The 15,845-nt window shown below is 68.5% G+C and carries 13 protein-coding genes; 7 read left to right on the forward strand and 6 right to left on the reverse strand.

Annotated features, from left to right (window positions below; genetic code table 11):
- Positions 1 to 156, forward strand: a 156-nt coding sequence (locus ABT369_RS56220) for a cellulose binding domain-containing protein (protein WP_350621685.1), incomplete at its 5' end; no start/stop codon positions are given.
- Between the two features lie 100 nt (positions 157 to 256).
- Positions 257 to 1,054, forward strand: a complete 798-nt coding sequence (locus ABT369_RS56225) for a GNAT family N-acetyltransferase (protein ID WP_350626711.1) — start codon at positions 257 to 259, stop codon at positions 1,052 to 1,054.
- A 270-nt stretch (positions 1,055 to 1,324) separates the two neighbouring features.
- Here ABT369_RS56225 and ABT369_RS56230 read toward each other — a convergent pair whose 3' ends face one another.
- A complete protein-coding gene (locus ABT369_RS56230; RefSeq protein ID WP_350626713.1) occupies positions 1,325 to 2,254 on the reverse strand; it encodes an AraC family transcriptional regulator in 930 nt (309 codons plus the stop codon).
- A gap of 142 nt (positions 2,255 to 2,396) precedes the next feature.
- Here ABT369_RS56230 and ABT369_RS56235 point away from each other — a divergent pair, with 142 nt between their 5' ends.
- Positions 2,397 to 3,149: an SDR family NAD(P)-dependent oxidoreductase gene (locus ABT369_RS56235; RefSeq protein ID WP_350626715.1), complete on the forward strand. Its 753-nt coding sequence runs from the start codon at positions 2,397 to 2,399 to the stop codon at positions 3,147 to 3,149.
- A gap of 250 nt (positions 3,150 to 3,399) precedes the next feature.
- Positions 3,400 to 3,591: a hypothetical protein gene (locus ABT369_RS56240; protein ID WP_350626717.1), complete on the forward strand. Its 192-nt coding sequence runs from the start codon at positions 3,400 to 3,402 to the stop codon at positions 3,589 to 3,591.
- Between the two features lie 173 nt (positions 3,592 to 3,764).
- On the opposite strand, the gene ABT369_RS56245 is transcribed toward ABT369_RS56240, so the two are convergent.
- Both ABT369_RS56245 and ABT369_RS56250 read right to left on the reverse strand, forming a co-directional pair.
- A complete protein-coding gene (locus tag ABT369_RS56245) occupies positions 3,765 to 8,705 on the reverse strand; it encodes an AAA family ATPase (protein WP_350626719.1) in 4,941 nt (1,646 codons plus the stop codon).
- A gap of 120 nt (positions 8,706 to 8,825) precedes the next feature.
- On the reverse strand, positions 8,826 to 9,056 hold the full coding sequence (locus ABT369_RS56250) for an aromatic-ring hydroxylase C-terminal domain-containing protein (protein WP_350626721.1): 231 nt from the start codon (positions 9,054 to 9,056) through the stop codon (positions 8,826 to 8,828).
- Between ABT369_RS56250 and ABT369_RS56255 the strand changes: the two genes are divergently transcribed.
- Entirely contained in the window at positions 8,968 to 9,897 is a 930-nt protein-coding gene (locus ABT369_RS56255; protein WP_350626751.1) for a hypothetical protein, read from the forward strand. The two genes, ABT369_RS56250 and ABT369_RS56255, sit on opposite strands and share 89 nt — an antisense overlap.
- Here the strand turns inward: ABT369_RS56255 and ABT369_RS56260 are convergent.
- Positions 9,894 to 10,019: a hypothetical protein gene (locus tag ABT369_RS56260; RefSeq protein ID WP_350626723.1), complete on the reverse strand. Its 126-nt coding sequence runs from the start codon at positions 10,017 to 10,019 to the stop codon at positions 9,894 to 9,896. The genes ABT369_RS56255 and ABT369_RS56260 overlap by 4 nt on opposite strands.
- Positions 10,020 to 10,823: 804 nt before the next feature.
- On the reverse strand, positions 10,824 to 12,284 hold the full coding sequence (locus ABT369_RS56265; protein WP_350626725.1) for an MFS transporter: 1,461 nt from the start codon (positions 12,282 to 12,284) through the stop codon (positions 10,824 to 10,826).
- Positions 12,285 to 12,897: 613 nt separating this feature from the next.
- Between ABT369_RS56265 and ABT369_RS56270 the strand changes: the two genes are divergently transcribed.
- Positions 12,898 to 13,749 carry an enoyl-CoA hydratase/isomerase family protein gene (locus tag ABT369_RS56270; protein WP_350626727.1) on the forward strand — a complete coding sequence of 284 codons (852 nt, stop codon included), beginning with the start codon at positions 12,898 to 12,900 and terminating at the stop codon, positions 13,747 to 13,749.
- Between the two features lies 1 nt (position 13,750).
- On the forward strand, positions 13,751 to 14,545 hold the full coding sequence (locus ABT369_RS56275) for an alpha/beta fold hydrolase (RefSeq protein ID WP_350626729.1): 795 nt from the start codon (positions 13,751 to 13,753) through the stop codon (positions 14,543 to 14,545).
- A 65-nt stretch (positions 14,546 to 14,610) separates the two neighbouring features.
- Here the strand turns inward: ABT369_RS56275 and ABT369_RS56280 are convergent, their stop codons facing one another.
- Positions 14,611 to 15,822, reverse strand: coding sequence for a metal-dependent hydrolase family protein (locus tag ABT369_RS56280; protein WP_350626731.1), 1,212 nt, complete (start codon positions 15,820 to 15,822; stop codon positions 14,611 to 14,613).
- Between the last annotated feature and the right edge of the window lie 23 nt (positions 15,823 to 15,845).

The raw sequence follows: 15,845 nt of genomic DNA on the forward strand, positions 1-15,845 counted from the left end.
CAGCTCTGGAACGGCACGCTCACCACCAGCAGCTCGAACGTCACAGTACGCAACCTGACGTACAACGGCTCGCTCAGCGCTGGCAGCTCGACACAGTTCGGCTTCACCGCAACCGGCAACACCTCGACGCCGACACTGACCTGCACCGCCGCCTGAGCTGATGCTCCGGGGCGCAGACCCTCTGCGGTCCGCGCCCCGGACAGTGTTCGTCGAGGCCGAGGCGATCGCTCGTCGGATCTGGTAGAAGGAACGGGTGGTGATCGAGCCGGCCATGCCCGAGGACGTGGCGTCCATTGCCCGGATCAGCCGGGCGGTCGGCCAGCCGGAGGCCGGTTCGGGCGCCGATCCGGCGTACGTGTCGCATCTGCTGCGCAACGGTACCGTCCGGGTGGCCCGCGACGGAGGCGGCAACGTCCTCGGCTGGGGCGCCACCGCGACTGGTCCGCTGGGCTGGATGCTCACCGATCTGTTCGTCGACCCGCAGCATCACGGCCGCGGCTTCGGTGGGGCGCTGCTGCGCGAACTGTGGCCGGACCAGCGGGCCGGCGGGCGTTTCACGTTCAGCTCCCGGCATCCGTATGCATTGCCGCTCTACGTGCGTGCCGGGCTGCGGCCGGTGTGGCCGTTGCTGTACCTCACCGGGCCCGCGCCCGCCGGCGGCGACGGGCCATGTGTCGCGACGGCCGTCGAGGCCGGGGCCGCGGCCGCCGCGGACCGGGAGCTGACCGGCGGCGTCCGTGCCGCCGCTTACGACTACTGGTCCGGCGCCGGCGTGCTCGTGCACCGGGCGTCGCAGCTGGTGGCCGCGGGCGTCGCGGACGGCGGTACGCTCACCCACCTGACCTGCCCGGGCGAGCCGGACGCGACAGAGGCCCTCACCGCCGCGTTGCGATGCCTCGGCGCCGCCGAGGTTTCCCTCTGCCTGCCCGGCCCCCATCCCGCCGTGAACGCGCTGCTCCGTGCCGGGTTCCGGATCAAGGACCACGACCTGGCGATGCATACTCCCGACGTACAGCTGCCGGTTACCTGGGTCTACTCACCCGGCCTCGGCTGAGTCGCCGGGCGCGTCGGCATCGTGCCGGTCGCGCCCTGCGGGCCGAGATGACCCGGCTCATCCTCGGCGCCGAGGACGTGCGCGCTGTACTTCCGGAAGCCTCCGACCGGATCGCGTACGCCATGAAGCTCCGTATGCGGCGACCGAGCCTGACCCGGTACCGCGGCGCGAGGCCAGATCCAGCTGCCATTGGACCCGGGCGCGCCCGTCGTCCCCGCACGGTCCGCCGGCCAGCTCGGCGAGCTCACTACTGAGCGCAGGACGCCTCTTTCAGCTTGCGTTCGCGGCCGGGTGCGGTGGCTGTCGTGCCTGGTTCCGGAACTGTGCGGGCGATGAGCCGACCACGCGGCGGAACGCGGTGCTGAACGCGCTCTCGGACAGGTAGCCCGTGGCCCGTGCCAGCTCGGAGATCGACAGCGTGTCGCGGGCGAGGGCGTCGCGCGCGAGGCTCATGCGCCATTGGATCAGGTACTCCAGCGGCGGGACCCCGATGTGGCTCTTGAAGGCCTGGGCGAACGCGGAACGCGACATGTGGCTGATCTCGGCGAGTTCCTTGAGGCTCCAGGAGTGGGCCAGGTCCGCGTGCACGGCGCGCAGGGCGGCACCGATGCCGTCCTCGTTCAGGGCGCCCAGCCAGCCTGTGGGCCGGTCTGTCTGACCGGCGTGTGCACGCAGCATGTGCACGAGCAGGATCTGTGCGAGGTGGTTCTGCACCAGTGGGCCGCCGGCGGCGGCGACCCCGACCTCGGTGGCCAGGAGATCGATCAGCTGCGCGAGCCGCCTGCCATGAGGATCGGCCACGTGGACGATCACGAGCGGCGGCAGAAGATCGGTCAGGAGGGCCGCGTTGGTGTCGTCGAACGCGATGTGCCCGACGCAGAGGTAGAGGTCCTCCTCGGACTCCGGGCCGATCCGCACGAACCCGTCTTCGGTACCCGCCCACACCGGCTCCGCCGGGCGCGGGCTGGCGTCGAGCGTGCTGGCCAGCACGTAAGGCGGCGGGTTGCCCAGCATGAAGGTGTCACCCTCCTGCAGGAGCACCGGCTCGTGCCCTTCGAGGATCAACCAGCACGTGCCGCGCACGAGGCCGCCGATCCGCACGTGCAGGAACGGGTCGAAGCGCAAAGCCCACTGTCCCGCGGCCCGGAGACTGGGCCCGATCACCGTGCGTGGCCGGAGCAGACCGATCGCGTCAGCCACTGGATCCCGAAATCCGAGCACCGACGACACCTCCTGGACGATACGTAAAGAACGCCGGACTCTGCATTATGTATGGTATCCCCGGTCTCCCGCAGTATCGATGTCGAACGGATCGGCATCGAGAGAGTGATGGAGACACCACATGGGACAGCTGGAGGGCAAGACGTCGGTGGTCACCGGGGGCAGCACCGGTATCGGTCTGGCTACCGCCGTACGGCTGGCGGACGAGGGCGCGTACGTGTTCATCACCGGCCGACGCGAGTCCGAACTGGAGGCCGCCGTCAAGACCATCGGAGCAGACCGGGTCACCGCGGTCGCCGGCGACATCTCGAAGCTGGAGGACCTGGACCGGCTCTACGAGGCGGTCCGGGCGCGAGGCAAGGGTTTGGACGTGCTCGTGGCGAACGCGGGGGTCGGTGCGTTCGTGACGCTGGAACAGACCACCGAGGAGCACTTCGACCAGACCTTCGGGGTCAACGTCCGAGGCACGCTGTTCACCGTGCAGAAGGCGTTGCCGCTGCTCAACGACGGAGCCTCGGTCGTCCTGGTCGGTTCGACGGCCGGCGATCGTGGAGTAGAGGCGTTCGGCGCGTACGCGGCGTCGAAGGCGGCCGTGCGGTCCTTCGCGCGGACGTGGTCCAACGAGCTCAAGGGCCGTGGTATCCGGGTCAACGCGGTCTCGCCGGCATGGATCGAGACTCCGGGGGGCACCGCCGCTTTCGGCGATGAGGAGACCGCACGGGCCGTCAAGGAGAATGTCGCCGCGACCGTGGCCAAGGGCCGCATGGGTCAGCCGGAGGAGGCCGCCGCAGTCGTGGCCTTCCTGGCCTCGGAACAGAGCAGCTACGTGGTCGGCGCGAACATCTACGTCGACGGCGGAACGAACCAGATCTGAGCAGGCACCACACGGTGGCGTAGCAGCTGAAGGGTCAGCCTGCAGGACGACCTCTACCGACTGTTGGGCTATGCCGCAATTCCCGCCGAGGCGTCCGCCTTGACAACTTGACCATGCCCCGACGGCACGGTTTGCACTCGTGAACGCATCTGCCGATGCGAACTCGAGAGGAGCGCTCCCGATGGACGCTTTGCATTCCGATTCACGGCCGGTCGTCGATGATGCTCGGCCGTTCGGCGCACACCTGCGCATGAGTTGGTGGAAGCCGCTTGTGGTCATCGTCGTACCACCGGTGGTACTGCTGGCCTTGCAGGTTCTGGGCTACCAGCTCGTCGGCGTCATCGAGGGCAGCGACGACCCGATGGCGCCGACCATGACCCCGTTGAAGTTCCTGGCCGTGAACCTCGCCACCATCGCGACCGGCGTGCTGGCGCGCCGCTGACCGCGGCGGTCACCGGCTCAGCCGGCGACGGTCTACGAGTCCCACGCTCCAGCCCTAGGTGATCGGTGTAAACGAAGGAGCCGTTCCTGAGCCAGTTGCGCGGTGCGCAGCCGACGCCGCTGGGCATCGTCTCTCCACGAGTGTCCGGGACAGCTCGACGGCGGAGGACGGAGCTAGACGTTGCTGTTCGTGGCGGTGAGCGGGAGTTCTATGCGCAGGCTGGTTCCCGCCCCGCGGGGGCTGTGGAGCGAGATTCGGCCGCCGAGTGCCTCTACTCGGTCTTTGAGGCCGAGCAGGCCCGTGCCGCGGGTGAAGTCGGCGCCGCCGACGCCGTCGTCGCGGACCGCGACGTGCAGGACGGCGTCGGCGGGGTCCGTTTCGACGGTGACCGTGACGGTCGAGGCGCGCGCGTGTTTGGCCGCGTTGGTGAGTGCCTCGGCGACGACGTAGTAGGCGCTGACCTCGACATGCTCGGACACCCGCCCTTCGGCGCGCAGGTCGAGATGGACCGGGATCGGGGAACGGCGGGCGAGCGCACGCAGCGCAGGGCGGAGGCCGCCATGGGTGAGGATCGCTGGATGGATGCCGCGGGCGATCTCGCGTAGCTCGTTCAGCGCGTCGGTTGCGGTGGCGACGGCGTGGTTGAGCTGTGCGTCGAGCTCGTCGAGTTCGGGTGGCAGCGCCGCTTGCGCCGCGCGGAGCTGCAGCGCCAGGGAGACCAGTCGCTGCTGGGCGCCGTCGTGCAGGTCGCGCTCGATGCGTCGGCGGGTTTGGTCGGCGGTGGCGACGATCCGCGCGCGGGAGGTGGTGAGTTCGGTGTACAGCCGGGTGTTGTCGAGGGAGACGGCGAGTTGGCCGGCGATGAGTTTGACCGCGTCGAGTCGTTCGGTGGTGAAGGCGCCTCGGATGAGCCGGTTTTCCAGCAGCAGTACCGCCCGTAGCCTCCCGCGGCTGAGGACGGGCACGGCCAGGAGTGAGCAGCAGGTGAGGTCGGTGAAGTAGGGGTCGCGGGCGAAACGGTCGTCGCGGTTGGCGTCGGCCACGACCAGTGGCTCACCGATGCGCTGGACGTATCGCAGCACCGACATCGGCACCGCGTGTCCCGTGCCGCCGTCTGGAGTGGGCAGCAGCCAGTCGTGCCGCTCGTCGCTCCACAGCGGCAGGTGCACGTCGGTGGCGCCGGTCATGGCGCTGAGCACCTGAACCACGCGGGCGTGCAGCCGTTCGATGCTGGTCTCGGAACTCAGGGCCTGCGAGGCGGACAAGATGCCGAGCAGGTCGAGCGCTCCGGTGGTGACGGCGGCCCGTTGGTGCGGGACATCCCCGGCCCGGTTACCGCTCTGGTCAGCGCGCTGCGGGACGGTGGTGCCGGGTTGTGGACGCAGGGTCGGGTAGGCCCAGTCGAGTTGGTCGACTTTCGCGGTGGCGCCCCATGCGAGGTACTCCTGGCGCGCTTCGATGAGCAGGTCGTAGCCGGCGTGTTCGAGGCCGTGGGCGAGGTGGAACCGGGCCGCGCGTTCGGTGATCAGGGCCCGGCTCCATGGCCGCTGACGTTGGGCGGCCTCGCGCAGGGCGGCGTCGAAGGCGAGGACGGCGGCGCGGAAGTCGCCGACGGCCCAGGCCCGTTCGGCCTCCAGCAGCCGCAGCAAATGCTGGAAGTTCTCCGGTGCGTCCGCGGCGCGGGCGGCCAGCCAGCGTGTCACCTCGTCCAGTTCGCACAGCGCAGCGCCGCGCTCGTCAGCGTGGCTGTCCCGGGCCTGCCCGGCAAGGGCCAGCCCGCGCAGCAGGTGGGCCAGGGCGGTCGGGTAGAGGCCCGGGGCGGTCGGCAGCAGCGGCATCGCCGCCGCGGTGTGCCGCGCCAGGGCGACCGGATCGTCGAAGATGGCGGCGGCGACCGCATGGTTGACATGCGCGTGGAACAGCGCGAACGCATCGTCGACGTGCCTGTCGGGCGCCGCCTCACCGGCTGCGGCTGCGGTTTCGCCGCGCAGCACATCGGCCAGCCACCGGTAGCTGTCGAGCCACTGGGCGGTTTGCTCGTCGCCGGTACGCCGCACGAAGGCCAGCCCCGCCTTCACCTCGGCGACGCAGACTTCCAGCGATGGCGCGCCGTCCAGCAGACCCATCACGGTCGGATAATAGGTGTAGCCGGCGCGGGTCAACTCGCCCGCCGCGATCAGCCCCTCCCGGGCCTGCCGAGCTGCTTGGACACTGTTTTCGATCGGCTCGAACCAGCAGCAGACAAGAGCGAACAGGAAGCGCGCCTGGGAGGTGTCGGGCTCGCAGCCGCGCGCCTCGCCCAGCGCCATGATCCGGCGCAGCGCCCGGTGCCCGGCAGCAGCGTAGCCACCGCGCAGCACCACAATGTAGAAGGCGGCATGGCTGGCGGGGCCGACCAGGGTAGGACCCAGCCCGTGCTCGAGCCAGATCCGCAGCGCTTCCAAGCTCAGCCAGCTGAACGTGGCATAGTCAGCGGCGAAGTAGGCCGCCGGCAGGATCGCAGTGATCTGACGGGCCGTGGCGAGCAGCGTCGGGTCGGTGATCTCCGGGTGTGCCAGATCATCCGCGGCCTCGGTGTGGTCCAGCCACCCGGTCAGAAGCCGGTACAGAAGATCGAACTGATGGTCGACTTCGGCGGGGAGCCGGTCCGCCGCCGGTACGGTGATGCCAAGCCCACGCAGCGACTCGACACCCAACCCGATCGCCTCCGCAAGACGATTCCGGTGGGCCAGGCTGAACACCTGCACGCACGTCGCGGCCGCCCGGTCCACGGCATTGGTACACAGCCCCTCGATCGTGTGGTACTCCTCGTCCGCCTCGTCCAGGCGCCCAAGGCCGTACAACGCGGCGTGGCGGCCGACGTGCACCTCGACAAGTGTGGCGGTCTCACCCGGGTCGATCAGCCGCAGCGCGGCCGCCAGCAGCGCGTCAACCAGCGCGTAGTCCCCGATCAACGCCGCCTGGCCGACGGCGCGCCGCAACAGCCCCACCACCCGACGCCGCTCCGCGGGTTCGTCGACCGCGTCGACCACCGCCAGGTACTGCTCCGCCGCGGCCGCGAACAACTCCGGCACCCCGGCCAGCCGCCGCGCCATCGCCAGCTGCAGGGTGCACCGCCGCTGGGGACCCACACCACGCAGAATCACCTCGCGGATCCGATCGTGGCGAAACCGTACCGCCTGGTGTATCCCGGACTCTGCCACCAGCAGGCCCTCGTCCAGGGCAGGCGCCAGCCGCCGTTCCACCACGCCCGCCCGCGCGCCGATGGCGGTCTGCAGCACGCTCAACTCGGCTTGCCCGCCAAGACACGCCATCGCCTCCACCACCCGCCGCGACGGCGTCGGCAAGGCATCGACCCGCGCCCCAAGCAACCCGGCCACGTCGGACCGGCCAAGGTGAGCACGCACCTCCGCCGCGTCCCACTGCCACCCGGCCGCCGCCGTCAACACACCGTCGCGGCGCAGCGCGTTGAGCAGCTCCACCGTCTCGTACGGGTTGCCGGACGTGTGCGGGTTGATCACCTCGCCCAGGCTTGCCGCCTCGGCCTCGTCCACGTGCAGCATCTCCGCAACCATGGTGACGAGACCCGGGACGGGCAGGTTGGCCAGCCGCACGTGTCGCACGGGCTGGTCGCGCCACCGGGACAGCGGCGCCGCCAACGGATGCGCCGCGCTCACGTCCTCCTCGCGGTACGCACCCACCAGCAACAGGCCGCGAATTGGCTCCTTGCTCAGCACCAAGTCGACGAAACCCAGCGGCGTCCGGCCCGCCCACTGCAGGTCATCGACGAACACCACCAGAGGCCGCTCCGGCGAAGCGACCGCCCGTAGCACCTCCACCGGCACGCGTTGCGCCCGCGCCTGCGCGGTCAACGGATCCCCGGGATCGGGCGGCACCCCCAGCAACGCCGCGAACTCCGGCACCACCGCCGTCAGCAGACCCGCGTTCGGCCCAACCCCCTCCAAGATCCGCCCACGGACCTGGGCCAGCTCATCCTCCGGCTCGGCCAGCAACAACCGCCCCAACCCGCGAAACGCCAGATACACCGCGTTGAACTCCAGATCCCGCCGGTACTGGTCGAACTTGCCGGCGACGAACCAGCCATCCCTGCCCGTCACCACCGGCCGCAGCTCATCCACCAACGCCGTCTTCCCGACCCCCGGCGCCCCGCTGACCAGCACCCCACGGCACCGGCCCGCCAGCGCATCTGCAAACGCCGCCTCCAGCGCCGCCACTTCCGCATCGCGTCCCACCAGCCGCGACGGCGGCAGCAGCCGCAGCGGCACATCGCGCTCGCCGACCCGCAGCCCAACCGCCGCACGTGTTTGCGGGTCCCGCAACCGCTCCAGGTCGTAGACCACGCCTTCGGCCGTCTGATACCGGTTGTCCGGTTCCTTCTCCAGCAGATGCATGATGATCTCGGACAGCGGCGCGGGCACGGCCGGGTTCACCTGCGCCGGCGGCACCGGCACCCGGGCCAAATGGTCATGCGTGAGCCGCAACGGATCGCCGGAGCCGAACGGCGGCGCACCCGTGGCCAGCTCGTACAGCGTCGCACCCAATGCGTACAGGTCGGCCCGCTGATCCACCGACCGGCCGGTCCGTCCGGTCTGCTCCGGCGCCAAATACGCCAACGTCCCCACGATTTTGGTGTGATGCGCGAACTCGGGACGAAGCTCGGCCAGCGGCGTCGCCAACGCGAAATCCACCAGACACGGCGCGCCGTCACGGGAGATCACCACGTTCGCCGGCGTGATGTCCCGGTGCAGCACACCCCGCCGGTGCATCCCCGCCACCGCCCGGGCCAGCCCCACCGCCAGCCCGACCAGGTCGCCGACGGCCAGCGGCTTCGGCAACCCGGCCAGGCTCGCCTCACCGGCGTCCGCCAGCACAATCGACCCCGGGCGCCGCGGCGCCTCCACCAACTGCGCGACCCCTTCGACGCCGCGCAGCCGCTCGAGCATCGCCAACTCGTGTCGCACCCGCCGCTGGGCATCCGGTCCCATCGGCTCCTTGCGGACGGCCGTGTGCCCATCGACACACAGCCGAGTGACGCGTGTGTGTTCACTCTCGCGCACCACGTCGCCCCGAACGAGCGAATCTCGCCGAGCCATTGTCCCAGCCGCCCCATTCGACAGCCCCGCACACCTGGTCGGAACCACCTTATGCCCTAGCTTTACCCCTATTTGAGGGTAACGGCGAGGGGTGCGCCGCTGACCGCGGCCGTCACCGGCTCAGGCCGGTTGGCCGAACCAGGTGCCCAGCGCACGCACCAACGTGGTGGCGTCGAGGTCCCGTCCGGTAGGCAAGGCCCAGGCCACACAGCCGTCGGGCCGGATTAGCAACGCATCGACGTCCACCCGGTCCGTGCGGGCGGTGACGGTGTTGACCCGTCCGGTCCACGCGGCCGCGGCGTTGCGGACCTCCGCGGTCGACGAGGTCGAGCAGGAGCCCACGGCCCTCACGCAGCAGCGGCATCAGGAGGGCGACGGGGATACCGAAGAGCGGTGGGGGCGTCGGCTGAACACGCGCACCGTTTCCACCCTCGGCCTGACCGAGTTCTTGCAATCGCCGACCGGCGTCCCGGATCGGTTGGCTGCCGACTTGGCCGGCTACCTCGCCGGCCCGGCCGTTCCCATCACGGAGTTCGCGGTCATTGATGCGGACCTTCGGTTCCGCGGCGAGCACGGGATTGCCGGCTGGACTCTGGCCCGGCTACCGGCTGCTGACCTCGACGCGATCACCCCGCTGCCGTCTATCCGGCCGTTCGGCTCCGACCCTTGGGACGAGGCGCTGCGGGTTGGGGATTGTTGCGTCCTGCGTCGCATCGCCGATCACTTGACGGCCCAGACCGCGTCATTCTTTCCGCGGGAGGTGATGACGAGTCTGTTCGAGCCCGAGCTTGTGATCTCGGCCTGGGAGCCGATGCTGCTGCTCAACCTGGCGCAGCCTGAACGCGCTCCTGTTCGACGGTGCCCTGGCCACCGCCGAACCCAAGAAGCTGCGCTACCGGCTGCTGCACGTCGCCGCCAGCCGGGTGGGATGAGCGCCAGGATGTCGATGTCACCGGGAGCGGCGACGGCGTCGACGAGGGCGTCGAGCATTCCGAGGCTGAGCAGGACCGTGCCCGGGGTCACCAGTACCCGTGGCCGCCCAGCCATGTGCGGCGGTAGGTCGGGCCGGTGGTCCTTGGCTGATCCGGTGTGGGCGAGAGCCCCGATGGCGAGCCGGTCAACCGGCGGTGACCGTGTGGAGCCGTGCAGGGCGGCCGACCGCAGATCCACGAGCGCCGCCCGCGCGTGCTAGGCCAGGGACAGTCCCAGCGCGGCGGCCACCATCGGCCCGGCCGCGTCGTACTCGTCCGCGACCACCACGTCGGCGCTGAACGCCCGCGCCGTGTCCAGGATCGCGTCGAAAGACAGATCCACTCGAGTACCGGGCGAAGAACGACGCGACGGGGAAGATGTTGCGCAGGTCGGCGCCGCCGGTCGTTCTCGGCCAGCAGTTCGGCCGGCTCCGGGCCGCCCGGCCGCACCGGCAGCTCGCCGACCAGATGCGCCATCGACGGCGGGACGGCGACGGCGGCCTCGTCACCCGCCGCGGCTACGGCCTCGGCGAGGGGCAGCAGCGGCAGCAGATGGCCGTAGATCGGGACTATGGTGAACAGCACGCGCACGCCGCTCATTTGCTGGCGCGCCCTGGGGTGCGCGTCGGCGTTTCGTGTGAGGCATTCCGGCGCGACCTTGCTCGTACGGGCGAAGACGGATGCGCGCCTGGCCTTTACCCGACCCGACGTACCCGCGGTGCTTCTTGACACGTTGCCTTAAGAGGTCCTAACAAAGCCGTACGGCGTGCCGGTCGGTGATGACACCCCCAGGTTCGTCCGGGGATGCCGGTCCCCTGCGGATGTTCGTCGTTGCGAACACTTTCCCCCCGTACAGGTGTTGGAGCGGCATCTGGTGTCGCTCGTTCTCCCTGAACGTAGATCAAACGTGAATATCTTTTGTGATCCTCCGCCGGATTCGCACCCGAAACGCCTGCCCCGACGCCCGGCCGGATCCCGGCGGGAGTAGCGCGGGCCGGCTGTGGTGAGCCGCGCGTCGGCGACAAGCAAGAGTTCTCGTCACGGTTCGGTTTGGGCGTTGAACCCGACGGCCGGCTGAACATCGAGCAGTGAGCCGTTCACGCGTGGAGCGGGCGTTCACCGGCCCTGGGAGGCCCACGTCACCAAGTCAGACATCGCTGGATGCGGTGGCGGATGCGTCGACAACCTCGCTCGTGTCGGGCGTCTTCGCCATCCGCATACGCAGGGCGAGGATGGAGAGTGCCAGAGCAATCACGAGGCAGATCGCCCAGACGGCGAAGAACGACGTCGGCGTCGACTGGGTGGTGACGACCCCCTCGACAGTCCGGGCTGTGACGAACAGGGACATCACCAATGCGAACATGGCGCCTGCCGCCGCTCCCGCGGCGGTGCGGGCGGTGTTGAACAGCGCGGAGGCGATGCCGACGGAATCGGCGGGCGCGTTGCGCACGACGATCGCGGGAAGGACGGCGAGGAGCACGCCAGCGGATAGACCACCCACGGCCATCCAGGAGATGAAGAGGACCGTCGAGCCGGCGAACACGATCATCAGCGCGAAGCTCGCCGCCGCGAAGACACCGGCCAATGCCACAGCTCGCTGCGGGGTGATCCAACGGGACAGGCGATCGCCGAGCAGCGTCCCGGCGAACGCGGCGACAGCGTAGAGGACGATGGTGGCGCCGGCTGCAGCGGTGGGCATTCCGAGTCCGTAACCCACGCGGTCGGGCTCGCTGAGAAGCCAGAGGAAGCTCGCGGTCTGCCCCCCGTAGGTCTGCGCGCCGAACAGGATGGAGACGACGATCGGCAGGCCGATGCCGCTCTTCGTCAGCATGCTCAGGTCGACCAGAGGATCCTTCATCCGCCGTCCGAGAAACGCCCAGAGGACGAGGACGGCGATGCCACTGAGGATCAGCAAGAGGGTTTTTGGGTTGTGCCACCCCCACGCGCCGCTGTTCGAGATCCCCGTGAGGGTGGACAGCAGACCGGCGGTGAGGAGGATCGCGCCCGCCCAGTCGATGCGACCGCCCTTGCGTACCGTCGTTTCGGGGACGAGGAAGACGACGACCGGCAAGCACAGGGCAATCAAGATCGCGGGAAACACGAGGACGGCGGTCAGATCCTGCATCGCGGCGTACAGCACGCCCGAGGCGAGCGAACCGACGGCCCCGCCGAGTGTGAGCGCTCCGACCAGGACGCCGATGTTCCTACTCGCAGACTTCTCGTCGCGCGCACGGACGATCGCGAACTCGAGCGGCAGGAATGCCGCGAGGGGCGCCTGAAGTGCGCGACCGACGAGGAAGAGCTCGAAGGTCGGTGCGAACGCGACGACGACGGAGCCGATGACGACGAATGTAGCGGCAACCGTGAGGAGTCTCTTGTGGCCGAACATGTCGCCGAGCTTCGCCAGGATCGGCACGCATGCCACCGTGACCAGCATGTACATCGCGTTGACCCAGTTGAGCGCCCCCGCATCGACGGCGAACTGCTGGCCGATCGCCGCGAGCAACGGCGAGAACCACCCCTGCAGCATGCCGCTTCCCAGCTCCATGAACACCAGGAATCCCACGACGCCGAACGGCGACCAGGAGCGCGATGCGAGTCGAATCATGGATGCCTCTTTTGCCGATGTGGACGGGATGCCTCATCATGCTGTGCCCGGCACGCTCGCGACGTTCTGTTGAAGATTTACGGACTTTCTGGCAGCCAACCTGCAGATTCGTGTCCTGATGAGGGGTACAGGCGACTGATACACGCCCTGCAGATTCGCTCACTGGTGAGGTCAGCGCGATCAAGGCTTGCTCTGGCTCGCGCGGGCGTCTCAGAGAGCCAGCCAAACGCCTGCTCGGATAGTGCCGAGGACGTGCAGGACATCTGTGGCCGACCGGTTCCTCCACAAGCGCCCACCGAGCGGCGTCACGGTATGAGTGAGGGCAGTTTCCCCGCCGACACGTGGTTCGTCAAAATGATGATCACCGGCCCCGGCAATCATCATTCGCATGTCTCGACCCCTCGCTCACCCATGATGCAAGAAGGATCGCGAATCTCGTCATCAGCGGTTTGCGTCACGAAGACGCCAACGACTGGACCGAACCTTCACCATCAGCACTCTCTCAGGAATTTTCCTGCGTCTTGGCCCGAGTTTCACGCTGTCCGCGGCCAAAGAGATACGTTGTCTCACTAGTGCATGAAATGCGCTAAAACCGAGGAAGGGAACACCCATAGTGAACGCGTCAGATCACGGATGGGCCGGCTACGTGCCGCCCCCGACGCTTGAGGAATACTCCGAGAAGTATGCGGCGTTCTTCAAGATGCGCCGGGAGAACGGCATCATCGAGCTTCGGCTCCACACGGACGACGGGCCGTATGTACACAACTGGGCGGCGCACAACGCGTGGAACAGGGTATGGCAGGACGTGGGCAACGACCCGGAGAACCACGTTCTCATCCTCACCGGCACGGGCGAGACCTGGTTTCAGGGCGACCCGAAGCAGACTTGGCCGAGGGCGCTGGTCGAGGAGGATCCGGATTACATCTTTCAGCAGACGATCGATGCGTGGAAGCTGATTGAGAATTTCGTCAACAACCTCGACATTCCCACGATTGCCGCAGTCAATGGTCCCGGTATCCACACGGAGTTCGCGCTCCTGTGCGACATCACCCTGGCCGCCGAGGACGCGGACTTCATGGATCCCCATTTCATGGCCGGCACGGCACCCGGCGATGGTCTGTCGCTGGCCCTGCAACACCTGATGGGAACGAAGAGGGCGGCCTACTACATCTACGCGGGTCGCTCGATCCCGGCGCCGAAGGCGCTCGAATACGGTCTCATCAGTGATGTCGTGCCGCGGGAAGATCTGCTGGCGAAGGCATGGGAGATCGCCAAGGACATCATGAAGCGTCCGCGGTTCGCGCGGTGGGCGACGCACAACATTCTCTCCCGCCCCTGGCGCAAGCTGGTCGCCGAGGACTTCGGGTTCCACTTCTCCCAGCAGTCGCTCGCGACGGTTGGCGCGAAGCGGCTCGTCCCCGACCCCGAGCTGGTTGCGGACGCTCGGGCACGCAAGGTCTGGTGACGTGTTGACCGAGGGGCCGGCGTCGGTCGTCGCGACGAACGGCGGGCACACCTCCTACCAGTTGGACGGCGCCGGCCCTCCGGTCGTGCTCGTCCACGGGCTGCAAGTCGGCCAGGAGCTGTTCGACAGGCTCCGCCGACACCTCCTCAGCTCGTTCACTGTGATCACGTATGACCAGCGGGACAGAGGCAAGAGCGCGTTCGCCGGCGATCCGTACACGATCGACGACCTCGCCGATGACCTCGCCGAACTCATCACCGCGCTCGGCTACCAGCGCGCGCACGTGTTGGGAACCTCCTACGGAGGAATGGTGGCGCAGGTCTTTGCGCTGCGTCACCCGGATCGTCTGGACCGCCTCGTTCTCGGCGCTACGGGACAATCCCCTCCTGACCCGGATCGCCTTCCGGAGAACGCACGGGCGCTCCTCGTTGCCTTGGAGACCGGCGATACGACCCGGGCAGAGACGCTTCTCCGGCAGATGGCACCCGCCGTTGGTCGTCACGACAGGCGCCTTGATGTCGTGGAGGCTGGGGCCGCTCAGGGCCGCGCGCTCAGCCGGCGTTTCGCTGCCACCCAGGGTTTCGACACGCGTGGGCGCCTCGGGTCGGTCACCGCTCGCACACTGGTCGTGCATGGTCGCGAGGATCCTGCGGTCCGTTGGGAGGACGTCCTGGCGATGACTGCGGAGATCCCGCGCGCCAGCATGCTTCTGATTGAGGGCGCTGGCCATGCCTGGGAGAACGAACGCGCGGAGTTCGCGGCCGCTATGTTGGCGGGCTTCCTGGCGGATCCCTAGTGAAACGATGCTGCCTGCCCGGGGCGTTCAGCCGTCCCGGGCAGGCAGCATCACCGGTTGTGCAGTCAGCGAACCCGATCGCCGTTGAGCCACACCTGGCGTATGCGTCCGCGCAGATCGTGGAGATCCGTCAGATCGCCGTCGACGACGACGAGGTCTGCCAGCTTGCCCGGCTGGAGTACGCCGAGTTTGTCGTATCCGAGCAGCTGCGCTGCGCTGGAGGTGCTCGCGCGCCACGCGTCGAGCGCGGACATCGAGGACAGGTCGGTCATCAGCGCCAACTCGTTGAGATTGCTGGCGGCGGGGCTCCAGTAGGGCGGGGTGTCGGTTCCCATCGCGATCTTCACCCCTGCGTCGACGGCGAGTGCGAAGCTCGCCTTGTGCGCTTCAAAGGCCTCGCGAGCGAGAGCGGCGTTCTCTGCGGGGATCGGCACGCCGCTGTCGGCTGCATCGATGATGGCACGTGTCGCGGAGAGCGTCGGAACCAGCCAGGCATCCTTCTGGAGCATGAGGTCCACCGCTTCGTCGTCGAGATAGTAGCCGTGCTCGATGGAGCGGACACCATTGCGCAAGGCGGCCTTGATTCCTTCCGTTCCTTGCGCGTGAGCGAATACGTACGTTCCCGCTGCGGCGGCCTCTGCGATGATCGCTGCGATCTCGTCCTCTCGGAAGTGCGCGTGCCGCGGATTGTCTCCGGGCGACATGACTCCGCCGGTGGTGGCGATCTTGATCACGTCGGCGCCGGCGCGCAGGACCTCGCGCACGCCGCGTCGGACTCCATCGGCGCCGTCGACGATCGAGGCCGGACGTCCCGGATGTTCCATCATCATCGGCACGGAACGTCGGCCGCCGGAGGGGAGATGGAGGTCGCTGTGTCCTCCTGTCTGCGTCAGCATCACGATCGCAAGCTGCAGCCGGGGCCCTTCGATGAGTTTCTGCTCGATCGCCTGCTTGACGCCGAGGTCTGCTCCCGCAGCGTCCCGGGCGGAGGTGATGCCCTGATCCAGCAAGAGTGAAAGGTTCCGCTGGGCTTCGAAGTACTGCAGGGAGAATGCCTGCTGCTCGGTGCGAGCGATGTTCAGATCGCGAACCGTCACATGCACATGGCAGTCGAACAGGCCCGGGACCACAGACATCCCGGCGCAGTCCACGATCTCGTCGCCGTCCAGGTCCGAGCCGATGTCCACGACATGCCCGTCGTGGATGACGAGGTCGGCAGCACCGATGCTGGCGCCGTCGAATACCGTTGCGTTCTTGAATACGGTGCGAACTGGCATGGGCAGTCTCCTTCCTCGGGCGA

The sequence above is a fragment of the Dactylosporangium sp. NPDC000244 genome (assembly GCF_040300725.1).
GTDB lineage: Bacteria > Actinomycetota > Actinomycetes > Mycobacteriales > Micromonosporaceae > Dactylosporangium.

Bases quoted from the DNA above. Each gene is read 5' to 3' on its own strand.
- ABT369_RS56245 (WP_350626719.1), bottom strand. From the start codon at position 8,705: ATGGCTCGGCGAGATTCGCTCGTTCGGGGCGACGTGGTGCGCGAGAGT.
- ABT369_RS56265 (WP_350626725.1), bottom strand. From the start codon at position 12,284: ATGATTCGACTCGCATCGCGCTCCTGGTCGCCGTTCGGCGTCGTGGGA.
- ABT369_RS56235 (WP_350626715.1), top strand. From the start codon at position 2,397: ATGGGACAGCTGGAGGGCAAGACGTCGGTGGTCACCGGGGGCAGCACC.
- ABT369_RS56280 (WP_350626731.1), bottom strand. From the start codon at position 15,822: ATGCCAGTTCGCACCGTATTCAAGAACGCAACGGTATTCGACGGCGCC.
- ABT369_RS56240 (WP_350626717.1), top strand. From the start codon at position 3,400: ATGAGTTGGTGGAAGCCGCTTGTGGTCATCGTCGTACCACCGGTGGTA.